The following is a 14,105-nucleotide window of genomic DNA, read 5'->3' on the forward strand; positions in this document are numbered from 1 at the left end:
CATAAATAAAATACTAAATCTTATTGTAACATTAATTATCTCAATAACTAATACTTTCTAAACAGTTTTACATAAAATATATTATCAAAATGTAATTATAAACTATATAAAATATTATAATCTACATATTTATTATTGAAAGTAACAAATCAATATAGTATTAATAAAATTTAAATAGTTAACATCAAAAAAGATAAAATTTATTTTAGACTAATAATTTTATTTTTCTTTAACAAGATAAAGTGAGAAAATTATCAAAAATATAACCAAAATATTAATATTGTGTTATATAAATGTGATTATATTGAAATTTTAACAATAAATGATATAATAAATTAAGATAATAATAAAAATAAGTTGTTTTTGTTGGGGGTTTATAAACAAAAATAAATAACTATTAATAAAAGGGGGGCATATATATATGAAAGCTGTAAAAGAAGTAAATCAGAAAAAAAGCGGAATTTTAGGCTTCATAGAAACAGTAGGTAATAAATTGCCGCATCCAGCTACTATATTCGTAATATTATGTGCTGGTGTAGTAATTTTATCTCATGTTTTAGCATCAAGGGGTGTATCTGTTACATATGAAGGAATAGATAGAGCTACAAATGAAATTAAAGAGATAACGGTTTCTGTTCAAAGTTTGTTAACTCCAGATGGAATAAGATATATTTTTGAATCATTAATAACTAATTTTACAAGCTTCGCGGCTTTAGGTACAGTTTTAGTTGCAATGTTAGGGGTTGGTGTTGCAGAAGGAACTGGTCTTATAGGAACTGCATTAAGAAGATTAGTGTTAAAAACTCCAAAGAGTTTAGTTACAATGGTTGTTGTATTTGCAGGAGTTATGTCAAGTATAGCTTCTGATGCTGGTTACGTTGTTCTTGTACCATTAGGTGCAGTAATATTTATGAGTTGTGGAAGACATCCATTAGCAGGTATAGCTGCAGCCTTTGCAGGGGTATCAGGTGGATTTAGTGCAAATCTTTTCCCAGGACCTGTTGATGCTTTATTAGCAGGTATGACTACAGAGGGTGCTCATATGTTTGATCCATCATATTCAGCATCACCAGTAGGAAACTGGTACTTTATAATGGCTTCAACAGTTGTAATAACTTTAATAGGAACTTTAGTTACTGAGAAGATAGTTGAACCTAGATTAGGTAAATATAGAGGAGAACTAATAGCTGGTGATGAAGATGCTATGAAACCTCTTGATGAAAAAGAAAAAAGAGGATTAAAATTTGCAGGTTTATTTGCTTTATTAGGAATTATATTAATAGGAGCTTTAGTTGTTCCAGCTAACGGTATATTAAGAAATCCTAAAACAGGAGAAATATTAAGCTCACCATTTATGAACTCAATAGTTGTTTCTATCGCATTTGTATTCTTACTAGCAGGTGTTGGATATGGAATAGGTGAAGGAAAAATAAAGAGTGATAAAGATATAATTGGTGAAATGGGCAAGACAATGTCTACAATGGGATCATATATAGTATTAGTATTCTTTGCAGCTCAATTTGTAGCTTACTTTGGAAAAACTAATTTAGGTACTGTAATAGCAGTTAAAGGAGCTGACTTCTTAAAAGCAACAGGAATTCAAGGTATTCCTCTATTAGTAGGATTCATACTTGTAACAGCATTTATAAACTTATTCATGGGATCAGCTTCAGCTAAATGGGCTATAATGGCTCCAATATTTGTTCCAATGCTTATGGGAGTTAATATAAGTCCAGAAATGACTCAAATGGCATACAGAATAGGTGACTCAACAACAAACATTATATCTCCACTTATGACTTACTTTGCGTTAATAGTATCATTTAGTGAGAAGTATGATAAAGAGTCTGGAATAGGAACAATGATATCAACAATGGTTCCATATTCAGTTTGCTTACTAATAGGATGGACAATCTTATTAATGCTTTGGTATGTATTTAAATTACCTTTAGGACCTGGAGCAGGAATAGTTATATAATATATGAATATAAAAAGTTATACATTATATAAGTTAGAAGTATTATTTATAAAGATAATATAAATATAAAAAAATATAGAGTAATTTTAGATAGAGTATTATGATATAGGATTTAATATATAACTATTAAATCCTATATCTTTTTTTATGTTTAAATTTAAAAGGGTAGTTATTGATAGTTAATAATCTAATGTTATAAGTTGAAAATAAAAAATAACTTATATTTAAATTTAGTTATAGTTAAATTGAGATTTTACTATAACTAAAAGTTATATTTAGTTTTTAATATGGAATTTTCTAAGTGAAATTTTGGTTGTAAGCTTAAATAAATAGAGTATTTGTGTCCTAAATGTAGTAATTATCAAGGAATAGGATTTATAAAAATGGAATGTTTGGAATTAAGTTGAATTAAAATAAAGAACACAAAACCAGGCGTATCAATATAAAGAAAATAAAGTATTTTAATGAAAAATAGAGTATTTTAAGAATAATTGTCGTAACTAATGAAATATATAGTAAGTATATATTATCTAACATGGTAAGATAAATCTCGTCGCTGATAGACACACAAACAACTCAACAAAACAAATTAAAAGTTTTGAAAAAAAGTTGTTGACAAAGTTTCAAAGTGATGTTAAACTAAAAAAGTCGCTTGAGGGCGACAAAGAAATGGTCTTTGAAAATTAAACAGAAGATATTAACATAAACCAGCAATTCTTTTATAAGTAATATGAGTATAGATTAAACTTTTAAATTGAGAGTTTGATCCTGGCTCAGGATGAACGCTGGCGGCGTGCTTAACACATGCAAGTCGAGCGATGAAGTTTCCTTCGGGAAACGGATTAGCGGCGGACGGGTGAGTAACACGTGGGTAACCTGCCTCATAGAGTGGAATAGCCTTCCGAAAGGAAGATTAATGCCGCATAACGTTGAAAGATGGCATCATCATTCAACCAAAGGAGCAATCCGCTATGAGATGGACCCGCGGCGCATTAGCTAGTTGGTGGGGTAACGGCCTACCAAGGCGACGATGCGTAGCCGACCTGAGAGGGTGATCGGCCACATTGGGACTGAGACACGGCCCAGACTCCTACGGGAGGCAGCAGTGGGGAATATTGCACAATGGGGGAAACCCTGATGCAGCAACGCCGCGTGAGTGATGAAGGTTTTCGGATCGTAAAGCTCTGTCTTTGGGGAAGATAATGACGGTACCCAAGGAGGAAGCCACGGCTAACTACGTGCCAGCAGCCGCGGTAATACGTAGGTGGCGAGCGTTATCCGGATTTACTGGGCGTAAAGGGAGCGTAGGCGGATGATTAAGTGGGATGTGAAATACCCGGGCTCAACTTGGGTGCTGCATTCCAAACTGGTTATCTAGAGTGCAGGAGAGGAGAGTGGAATTCCTAGTGTAGCGGTGAAATGCGTAGAGATTAGGAAGAACACCAGTGGCGAAGGCGACTCTCTGGACTGTAACTGACGCTGAGGCTCGAAAGCGTGGGGAGCAAACAGGATTAGATACCCTGGTAGTCCACGCCGTAAACGATGAATACTAGGTGTGGGGGTTTCAACACCTCCGTGCCGCCGCTAACGCATTAAGTATTCCGCCTGGGGAGTACGGTCGCAAGATTAAAACTCAAAGGAATTGACGGGGACCCGCACAAGTAGCGGAGCATGTGGTTTAATTCGAAGCAACGCGAAGAACCTTACCTACACTTGACATCCCTTGCATTACTCTTAATCGAGGAAATCCCTTCGGGGACAAGGTGACAGGTGGTGCATGGTTGTCGTCAGCTCGTGTCGTGAGATGTTGGGTTAAGTCCCGCAACGAGCGCAACCCTTGTCGTTAGTTACTACCATTAAGTTGAGGACTCTAGCGAGACTGCCTGGGTTAACCAGGAGGAAGGTGGGGATGACGTCAAATCATCATGCCCCTTATGTGTAGGGCTACACACGTGCTACAATGGCTGGTACAGAGAGATGCAATACCGCGAGGTGGAGCCAAACTTAAAAACCAGTCTCAGTTCGGATTGTAGGCTGAAACTCGCCTACATGAAGCTGGAGTTACTAGTAATCGCGAATCAGAATGTCGCGGTGAATACGTTCCCGGGTCTTGTACACACCGCCCGTCACACCATGAGAGTTGGCAATACCCGAAGTCCGTGAGCTAACCGCAAGGAGGCAGCGGCCGAAGGTAGGGTCAGCGATTGGGGTGAAGTCGTAACAAGGTAGCCGTAGGAGAACCTGCGGCTGGATCACCTCCTTTCTAAGGAATACATCTTAGGACAACTAAGATGATAATGAATTCTGGATAATATCTCTGTTTAATTTTGAGAGACTATCTCTCAAAATTGTTCTTTGAAAATTGCACATAATTTAATTTATAGAAACAACAAGCCAAATTGGCAAAACCAATTTCTATTCTTTGTAAAATGAGAACTATAACTAATATAGGTCAAGCTACAAAGGGCGCATGGTGAATGCCTTGGCATCAGGAGCCGATGAAGGACGTGATAAGCTGCGATAAGCTTCGGGTAGGCGCACATAGCCTGGGATCCGAAGATCTCCGAATGAGGAAACTCACATGGGAAACCCCATGTATCATTAAGTGAATACATAGCTTAATGAAGGTAACCCAGGGAACTGAAACATCTAAGTACCTGGAGGAAGAGAAAGAAAAATCGATTTTCTTAGTAGCGGCGAGCGAAAGGGAAAGAGCCCAAACCGGAAACTTGTTTCCGGGGTTGTGGACATAGCATAAAAGTGGAGGCTATTGTAACTGAAGAGAACTGGAAAGTTCCACCGTAGAAGGTAATAGTCCTGTAAGTGAAACGAGAAGACCACGAGTTATGATCCAGAGTACCACGAGACACGTGAAACCTTGTGGGAAGCAGGGAGGACCACCTCCCAAGGCTAAATACTACCTGATGACCGATAGTGAAGCAGTACCGTGAGGGAAAGGTGAAAAGAACCCCGGGAGGGGAGTGAAATAGAACCTGAAACCGTGTGCCTACAACCGCTCAGAGCCCCTTATGAGGGTGATGAGGTGCTTTTTGTAGAACGAGCCAACGAGTTACGGTATGTAGCAAGGTTAAGTACTTAAGGTACGGAGCCGAAGGGAAACCGAGTCTGAATAGGGCGACTAGTTGCATGCCGTAGACCCGAAACCGGGTGACCTATCCATGGCCAGGTTGAAGCGAGGGTAAAACCTCGTGGAGGACCGAACCACGTTGCTGTTGAAAAAGCATGGGATGAGCTGTGGATAGCGGAGAAATTCCAATCGAACCCGGAGATAGCTGGTTCTCTCCGAAATAGCTTTAGGGCTAGCGTCGAGTATGAGTAGTGGAGGTAGAGCACTGAATGGGCTAGGGGGCATAGCGCTTACCGAACCTTATCAAACTCCGAATGCCACATACTTTGAGCTCGGCAGTCAGACCACGAATGATAAGATCCGTGGTCAAAAGGGAAACAGCCCAGATCGTCAGCTAAGGTCCCAAAGTGTAAGTTAAGTGGGAAAGGATGTGAGATTTCTAAGACAACTAGGATGTTGGCTTAGAAGCAGCCATTCATTAAAAGAGTGCGTAATAGCTCACTAGTCGAGAGATCTTGCGCCGAAAATGTAACGGGGCTAAGCTTACCACCGAAGCTACGGGCTTGAACTTAGTTCAAGCGGTAGGAGAGCGTCGTAACCGGGCTGAAGTCGTACCGTAAGGAGCGGTGGACTGGTTACGAGTGAGAATGTTGGCATCAGTAGCGAGATGTGGGTGAGAATCCCACAGGCCGAAAACCTAAGGTTTCCTCAGGAAGGTTCGTCCGCTGAGGGTTAGTCGGGACCTAAGCCGAGGCCGAAAGGCGTAGGTGATGGACAACTGGTTGATATTCCAGTACCACTACCATCGTTATTATCGATGGCGTGACGCAGGAGGATAGTGTGTGCTAGCTATTGGATGCTAGTCTAAGCGTTTAGGCAGTGAGAGTAGGCAAATCCGCTCTCATAATGCTGAGGCGTGATGGGGAAGGTTCCACGGAACCGAAGTACATGATTCCACGCTGCCAAGAAAAGCGTCTAGAGAGAGAAGTAGTGCCCGTACCGCAAACCGACACAGGTAGGTGAGGAGAGAATCCTAAGGCCGGCGGAAGAATTACAGTTAAGGAACTCGGCAAATTGACCCCGTAAGTTCGCGAGAAGGGGTGCCTACGAGAGTAGGCCGCAGAGAATAGGCCCAAGCAACTGTTTAGCAAAAACACAGGTCTCTGCTAAAGCGTAAGCTGATGTATAGGGGCTGACGCCTGCCCGGTGCTGGAAGGTTAAGGGGAACACTTAGCGCAAGCGAAGGTGTGAACTTAAGCCCCAGTAAACGGCGGCCGTAACTATAACGGTCCTAAGGTAGCGAAATTCCTTGTCAGGTAAGTTCTGACCCGCACGAATGGCGTAATGACTTGGGCACTGTCTCAACTGTAAATCCGGCGAAGTTGTAGTGCGAGTGAAGATGCTCGCTACCCGCGATTGGACGGAAAGACCCCGTAGAGCTTTACTGTAGCTTAGCATTGAGTTTTGGTATTGTCTGTACAGGATAGGTGGGAGACTAGGAAACCAGGGCGTCAGCCTTGGTGGAGTCAACCTTGGGATACCACCCTGACAGTACTGAAATTCTAACTGGCGGCCATGAATCTGGTCACAGGACATTGTTAGGTGGGCAGTTTGACTGGGGCGGTCGCCTCCTAAAAAGTAACGGAGGCGCCCAAAGGTTCCCTCAGAACGGTCGGAAATCGTTCGAAGAGTGCAAAGGCAGAAGGGAGCCTGACTGCGACACCCACAAGTGGAGCAGGGACGAAAGTCGGGCTTAGTGATCCGGTGGTACCTCGTGGGAGGGCCATCGCTCAACGGATAAAAGCTACCTCGGGGATAACAGGCTGATCTCCCCCAAGAGTCCACATCGACGGGGAGGTTTGGCACCTCGATGTCGGCTCGTCGCATCCTGGGGCTGAAGTAGGTCCCAAGGGTTGGGCTGTTCGCCCATTAAAGCGGCACGCGAGCTGGGTTCAGAACGTCGTGAGACAGTTCGGTCCCTATCCGTCGCGGGCGTAGGAAATTTGAGAGGAGCTGTCCTTAGTACGAGAGGACCGGGATGGACTGACCTCTGGTGTACCAGTTGTTCCGCCAGGAGCACAGCTGGGTAGCTAAGTCGGGAATGGATAAACGCTGAAAGCATCTAAGCGTGAAGCCAACCTCAAGATGAGATTTCCCATAGCGTAAGCTAGTAAGATCCCTTGAAGAACACAAGGTTGATAGGTCGGGGGTGTAAGCATGGTAACATGTTCAGCTGACCGATACTAATAGATCGAGGGCTTGACCAAATATAGTAAATTAAATATGTGCAATTTTGAAAGAACAAAAACTTTCAAACATCTGGTGATGATGTTCTTTAGGGTAACACCCGTTCCCATTCCGAACACGACGGTTAAGCCTTTAGAAGCCGATGGTACTGCACGGGAGACTGTGTGGGAGAGTAGGTGGTCGCCAGGTCTTATGATTTGCTAGCTCAGTCGGTAGAGCACGTGACTTTTAATCACGGTGTCCAGGGTTCGATTCCCTGGCAGATCACCAAAAACCTCTCTTAATTAGAGAGGTTTTTTTGTATATAAAAATATATTATGTAAATTAATATAAAAATAATTATAGTAAAATAAATCATAATTTAATAAAGTTTCATATAAATTCGACTAGAGTTCAGAATATATTAATATTTAACAGGATTCTAGTCGACTTTATATATTAGTAAAAATAAAAGTTTTAATATATAATTATATGTAATGAATAAAAAAGTATATATTTTTAAGTTACTTTTTTATAAATATGGAATGACTTTAAATAAGAGTTAATATAAATTTAGTTAGCAGTAATAGTGTGGTATAGAGGAGAATATTATGATAAAAAAAACGGAAAAAGCATATGAGGTAAAAAGAGCCTTCAACAATAATATAGTTTTGGTTGATGATGATGAAAAAGAAATTATATTATTTGCTAAAGGTATAGGCTTTAATTGTAAAAAAGGTTCAATAATACCTGAGAATACTAATATAGAAAAAATATTTACTATACAAGATGAGAATAATATTGCTAACTTTAGAAGAGTGGTTGGAAGTAATGATGAGAAGTTTATTGCTTTTTGTGAAGAATTAATATTAGAGATTTCAAGAGATTTTAGTGAGGAATTAAACGAGATTATACATATAGGTTTAATAGATCATATTTCTTTTGCTATTGAGAGAATGAAAAAAGGAGAGATTTTAAGAAATCCTTTTTTAGTAGAAATAGAAACTCTATATCCTAAAGAGTTTGAGGCTGCAACTAAAATGGTTAAAAAGCTTGAGGATTTTACAGGGGTAAGTATAGTTGATGATGAGATTGGATTTATTGCTATGCATATACATTCGGCAAGAACAACAGGAAAGATTTCTCATACAATAAAATTTACCTATATAGCAAATACTGCTGTAGAATATATTGAAGATGCTTTTAATATTGAAGTAGATAGAACTTCATTATCTTATGCTAGATTTATAAGTCACTTAAGATTTGCTATTGAAAGACTTATAAATAATACTCCGGTAAAAAATGAATTACTTTCTATTATAAAACTAAAGTATCCAGAATCCTTTAAGGTTGCTGAAGAAATAGGAAAAGCTATAAATGAAGATTTTTCTCTAGAAGTTGCAGAAGATGAGATAGGGTATTTAGCCTTGCATGTAGAGAGAATAAGAAAAAATGAATAAATAAAAAAGCTGACTTTTAAGTCAGCTTTTTATTATTTAACTTTATAAGTTAAAACAGTATCATTTCCAGCAGTAACTGTTTCACCTATAACAGGTTTCATATCTTTTACCATATCAGGATTTGTGATTAATACAGGAGTGTGTAATTTTAAGCCTTTTCCTAATATAAAATCTCTATCTATTTTTAATATTGGTGTACCAGCTTTAACTTGTTGTCCTGGTTCAGCTAATCTTTCGAATCCTTCTCCTTCTAGAGAAACTGTATCTATACCAACGTGAACTAATAATTCAATACCATTACTTAAAGTCATAGCGAAAGCATGGTTAGTTTTGAATACTAATGATAATTCTCCATCAGCAGGAGCAACAATAGTATCTCCAGTTACTTCAATAGCAACTCCATCTCCAGCCATTTTTTCAGCGAAAACTTGATCTGGTACTTGTGATAAATCAATAGTTTTTCCAGTTGCAGGAGCAATTAATTTTAATTCTTTTTTAAATAATCCAAACATATTTATTTTCTCAACTTATTATATTAAGTTAAGAAATTCACTTCCTTTCTATATATAGAATCAAATATAAAAAAACAGGCATAAGTCTATTAGAACTTATGCCTGATTTAACAGTAACATGTTATGATTACATTATATATTCTTTATTTTTATAAGTCAACACTATATTTATACAATATCATTTGAAGATTTGTATTTATATGTAATAAATTTAGGAAGCGTGAGAAAGATAATATTATAGTGATTATAAAAAATATGTTTATCTTAAAGTTGACACCCTAAAAAAGATATAGTAATATTTAAATGCAAACATTACAGATGTAATGTTTAAGAGATTATTTTAAGCGTGTAACCATAAATTTTGGGCATTAGCTGAAAAGAATTACTATGTTCTTTTCAGCTTTTTTTATGTGTGAATATAATTGTATTAATAGGACAATTTTTAGCTAAAGGGGAAAGGATTTCAAAAGGAATTTCTATATAAGCATTTTATGATTAAAAATATAGATTATAAAATGCTTATATAGGTATTCAATAGGAATAGATAACTTTTATATTTTATTTTTAGAATACCTAATGCTTTAAAGAAGTTAAATTTTTTAAAGTATTACACAAACTTAAACTAAATGAAAAAAACTTATAAGGAGGAATGAACAAATGAGTAAAAAAGGTTCAAAAGTTTTAGGCTTTCTTCAAAGAATAGGTAAATCTTTAATGGTTCCTATAGCAGTAATGCCAGCTTTAGGATTATTATTAAGACTTGGAGATAAAGACTTATTAAATATCCCTTGGATCAGCGCTGCTGGTGGAGCTGCCTTTGGAGATAATATGGCAATGCTTTTTGCTGTAGGTATAGGATTTGGACTTTCAGATGAAAATAATGGAGTTGGAGGATTAGCAGGTCTTTTAGGATTTTTAGTTATGAAAAATGTTGCAACTTCATTTGATCCAAGTATAAATATGGGAGCTTTTGGTGGAGTTGTAGCCGGAGTTGTTGGAGGACTTTTATATAATAAATTTAAAGATATTAAAGTTCCTCAATTTTTAGGATTCTTTGGTGGAAAAAGATTTGTTCCAATAATAACATCAGCGGTATGTCTTATTTTAGGGGTATTCTTTGGATATACTTGGCCAACATTCCAAGCTGGATTAGACGGATTTGCTAATATAATGGTAGCGGCAGGTGCTATTGGGGCTGGAATATATGGAATATTAAATAGATTATTAATACCAATTGGATTACACCATGTAATGAACACAGTAATTTGGTTCCAATTAGGAAGCTTTACAGATCCAGTTTCAGGTCAAATTGCAACTGGAGATATTGCAAGATTTTTAGCTGGAGATCCAACAGCTGGGGTTTACACAGCAGGCTTTTATCCAATAATGATGTTTGGTTTACCAGCTGCATGTTTAGCAATGTATGTTTGTGCTAAGAAGAAAAACAAGGCAGTGGTTGGGGGAATGTTCTTATCATTAGCATTAACAGCTATAATAACAGGTATTACAGAACCAATAGAATTTGCTTTTATGTTCTTATCACCAATACTTTATGTTATACATGCAATATTAACAGGTATATCATTAGCAGTGGCATATGCTCTTAATGTACATCTAGCATTTAGTTTCTCAGGTGGATTAATTGACTATATTTTATACTTTGGAAAAGGTCAAAATCAATTAATAATATTATTAATGGGACTTGTTGCATTTGTAGTTTATTATTTCTTATTTATGTTCTTTATTAAGAAGTTTAATCTTAAAACACCTGGTAGAGAAGATGATTTTGATGATGAAAATGAAGATACAGAAACTAATTCAAAAACAGTATCAAAATCAGAAGACAATCCATCTAAGGGTGGTACTTTAGCTGAAAAGGCAGAAGTTGTTTTAGAAGCTCTTGGAGGAAAAGAAAATATAGAAGTTCTAGACAACTGTATAACAAGATTAAGATTAACTTTAAAAGATGCTTCTAAAATAGATGAAGTTACTTTAAAAAAGGCTGGAGCTAGCGGAATAATGAAATTAGATGGAAAGAATGTTCAAGTAATTATGGGAACTTTAGCAGATCCTTTAGCTAGCCAAATGAAAAAATTACTTTAATAATTAAATAAAAAATTATACTTATAAAATAAAAGCTATAAACCATTTAGTGGTTTATGGCTTTTTATTTATATATTTAATAATAGTAAAAGGTCGTCTATAGTTAATTCAGAACGAGATGTTAATATAAGATTATTTAGTAGAAAATAAGCAAACTTATCTGAGGATATAGGGGGATTAATTTCTCCCTTTTCTATATGAATTTCAATTAGCTTTTCTAAAGTTTCATACATTGGCTCTATAACATAGTGATTTTTAGAGGTATGCTTAGCCATCTCTGAAAATATAAGTCTATAGTTTTTTAAGAAATCATTTATATTATTAGAAATAAAAATTAGTTTTTCTTTAAATGAAATATCTTCTTCTATTATTTCATTAGATATCTTTAAAATAGAAGTCCAATCATTAGATAGTATATCAATAACAAGTTGTTCCTTGTTTTTAAAATAGTTATAGAAGGTTCCAGTACCTATATTACATTCCTTAGTTATATTTCTTATATTTAAATTTAAATATCCATTAGACAGCAATTGTTTTTTTCCTTCAGTTAATAAATCTTCTTTTACATTTTTTATAATTTTAGGCATAAGAAGGCCTCCTTCATTAAAGAACTATATAGAAATTATAGTATTTAAGATTATTAAATTCAAATTTAAAGTGTTTTAAAGAAAAGATTGAATTAAATATAGAGAAAATATAAGTATAATTTTATCTAAGTAATATCTATAAATTATTATATTGGTGTATATATTTAGATAAATTTAAATAAAAAAAGAGTTTTTTTATTTAGTATAAGAATAATATAGTAAATATTATACTTAGAATAAGAGTATTTATAGGAATATTAAGGGAAATTTCAATTTAAACTTTACCAGGTGTATCAATATAAGAATTACATAGTATTTTAATGAAAAATAAAGAATATTAACAATAATTATGTAAAATAAACATCTATGTAATTAGAATAAGTTATGTAACGTGGTAAGATAAATCTCGTCGCTGAGAGACACAGAAACAACTCAACAAAACAAATTAAAAGTTTTGAAAAAAGTTGTTGACAAAGTTTCAAAGTGATGTTAAACTAAGAAAGTCGCTTGAGGGCGACAACGAAATGGTCTTTGAAAATTAAACAGAAGATATTAACATAAACCAGCAATTCTTTTATAAGTAATATGAGTATAGATTAAACTTTTAAATTGAGAGTTTGATCCTGGCTCAGGATGAACGCTGGCGGCGTGCTTAACACATGCAAGTCGAGCGATGAAGTTTCCTTCGGGAAATGGATTAGCGGCGGACGGGTGAGTAACACGTGGGTAACCTGCCTCATAGAGTGGAATAGCCTTCCGAAAGGAAGATTAATACCGCATAATGTTGAAAGATGGCATCATCATTCAACCAAAGGAGCAATCCGCTATGAGATGGACCCGCGGCGCATTAGCTAGTTGGTGGGGTAACGGCCTACCAAGGCGACGATGCGTAGCCGACCTGAGAGGGTGATCGGCCACATTGGGACTGAGACACGGCCCAGACTCCTACGGGAGGCAGCAGTGGGGAATATTGCACAATGGGGGAAACCCTGATGCAGCAACGCCGCGTGAGTGATGAAGGTTTTCGGATCGTAAAGCTCTGTCTTTGGGGAAGATAATGACGGTACCCAAGGAGGAAGCCACGGCTAACTACGTGCCAGCAGCCGCGGTAATACGTAGGTGGCGAGCGTTATCCGGATTTACTGGGCGTAAAGGGAGCGTAGGCGGATGATTAAGTGGGATGTGAAATACCCGGGCTCAACTTGGGTGCTGCATTCCAAACTGGTTATCTAGAGTGCAGGAGAGGAGAGTGGAATTCCTAGTGTAGCGGTGAAATGCGTAGAGATTAGGAAGAACACCAGTGGCGAAGGCGACTCTCTGGACTGTAACTGACGCTGAGGCTCGAAAGCGTGGGGAGCAAACAGGATTAGATACCCTGGTAGTCCACGCCGTAAACGATGAATACTAGGTGTGGGGGTTTCAACACCTCCGTGCCGCCGCTAACGCATTAAGTATTCCGCCTGGGGAGTACGGTCGCAAGATTAAAACTCAAAGGAATTGACGGGGACCCGCACAAGTAGCGGAGCATGTGGTTTAATTCGAAGCAACGCGAAGAACCTTACCTACACTTGACATCCCTTGCATTACTCTTAATCGAGGAAATCCCTTCGGGGACAAGGTGACAGGTGGTGCATGGTTGTCGTCAGCTCGTGTCGTGAGATGTTGGGTTAAGTCCCGCAACGAGCGCAACCCTTGTCGTTAGTTACTACCATTAAGTTGAGGACTCTAGCGAGACTGCCTGGGTTAACCAGGAGGAAGGTGGGGATGACGTCAAATCATCATGCCCCTTATGTGTAGGGCTACACACGTGCTACAATGGCTGGTACAGAGAGATGCAATACCGCGAGGTGGAGCCAAACTTAAAAACCAGTCTCAGTTCGGATTGTAGGCTGAAACTCGCCTACATGAAGCTGGAGTTACTAGTAATCGCGAATCAGAATGTCGCGGTGAATACGTTCCCGGGTCTTGTACACACCGCCCGTCACACCATGAGAGTTGGCAATACCCGAAGTCCGTGAGCTAACCGCAAGGAGGCAGCGGCCGAAGGTAGGGTCAGCGATTGGGGTGAAGTCGTAACAAGGTAGCCGTAGGAGAACCTGCGGCTGGATCACCTCCTTTCTAAGGAATACATCTTAGGACAACTAAGATGAT

At 37.8% G+C, this 14,105-nt stretch carries 5 protein-coding genes, 1 tRNA gene and 4 rRNA genes; 8 read left to right on the forward strand and 2 right to left on the reverse strand.

Translation table 11 applies throughout. The features are described from left to right. The first annotated feature begins 421 nt into the window (after positions 1-421). From GOM42_RS00565 to GOM42_RS00590, 6 genes are all read left to right on the forward strand, one after another. Positions 422-1,978, forward strand: a complete 1,557-nt coding sequence (locus GOM42_RS00565) for an AbgT family transporter (RefSeq protein ID WP_003460237.1) — start codon at positions 422-424, stop codon at positions 1,976-1,978. Between the two features lie 750 nt (positions 1,979-2,728). Then, positions 2,729-4,241: ribosomal RNA gene (locus tag GOM42_RS00570) — 16S ribosomal RNA — on the forward strand. Between the two features lie 187 nt (positions 4,242-4,428). Then, positions 4,429-7,333: ribosomal RNA gene (locus GOM42_RS00575) — 23S ribosomal RNA — on the forward strand. Between the two features lie 51 nt (positions 7,334-7,384). Next, positions 7,385-7,502: ribosomal RNA gene (rrf, locus tag GOM42_RS00580) — 5S ribosomal RNA — on the forward strand. Together the 16S, 23S and 5S rRNA genes with 1 tRNA gene alongside form the textbook arrangement of a ribosomal RNA operon. A 5-nt stretch (positions 7,503-7,507) precedes the next feature. Beyond that, a tRNA-Lys gene (locus GOM42_RS00585) sits at positions 7,508-7,583 on the forward strand. Between the two features lie 320 nt (positions 7,584-7,903). Then, complete coding sequence (locus GOM42_RS00590) at positions 7,904-8,752, forward strand: PRD domain-containing protein (protein WP_003460620.1); 849 nt, start codon at positions 7,904-7,906, stop codon at positions 8,750-8,752. Between the two features lie 32 nt (positions 8,753-8,784). Here the strand turns inward: GOM42_RS00590 and GOM42_RS00595 are convergent, their stop codons facing one another. Beyond that, the gene (locus GOM42_RS00595; protein WP_110077600.1) at positions 8,785-9,264 is read right to left on the reverse strand and encodes a PTS glucose transporter subunit IIA; all 480 of its coding nucleotides are present in this window, start codon (positions 9,262-9,264) and stop codon (positions 8,785-8,787) included. Positions 9,265-9,921: 657 nt separating this feature from the next. On the opposite strand from GOM42_RS00595, the gene nagE reads away from it, so the two are divergent. Then, positions 9,922-11,367, forward strand: coding sequence for an N-acetylglucosamine-specific PTS transporter subunit IIBC (gene nagE / locus GOM42_RS00600; protein ID WP_003460623.1), 1,446 nt, complete (start codon positions 9,922-9,924; stop codon positions 11,365-11,367). Positions 11,368-11,435: 68 nt separating this feature from the next. On the opposite strand, the gene GOM42_RS00605 is transcribed toward nagE, so the two are convergent. Beyond that, positions 11,436-11,954, reverse strand: a complete 519-nt coding sequence (locus tag GOM42_RS00605) for a TetR/AcrR family transcriptional regulator (protein ID WP_003449320.1) — start codon at positions 11,952-11,954, stop codon at positions 11,436-11,438. A gap of 605 nt (positions 11,955-12,559) precedes the next feature. On the opposite strand from GOM42_RS00605, the gene GOM42_RS00610 reads away from it, so the two are divergent. Continuing rightward, positions 12,560-14,072 (forward strand): 16S ribosomal RNA (locus tag GOM42_RS00610). The last annotated feature ends 33 nt before the right edge of the window (positions 14,073-14,105 follow it).

Origin of the sequence: Clostridium sp. 16K-1-R1, assembly GCF_023921145.1 — a bacterium.
Taxonomy (GTDB): domain Bacteria; phylum Bacillota; class Clostridia; order Clostridiales; family Clostridiaceae; genus Sarcina; species Sarcina perfringens.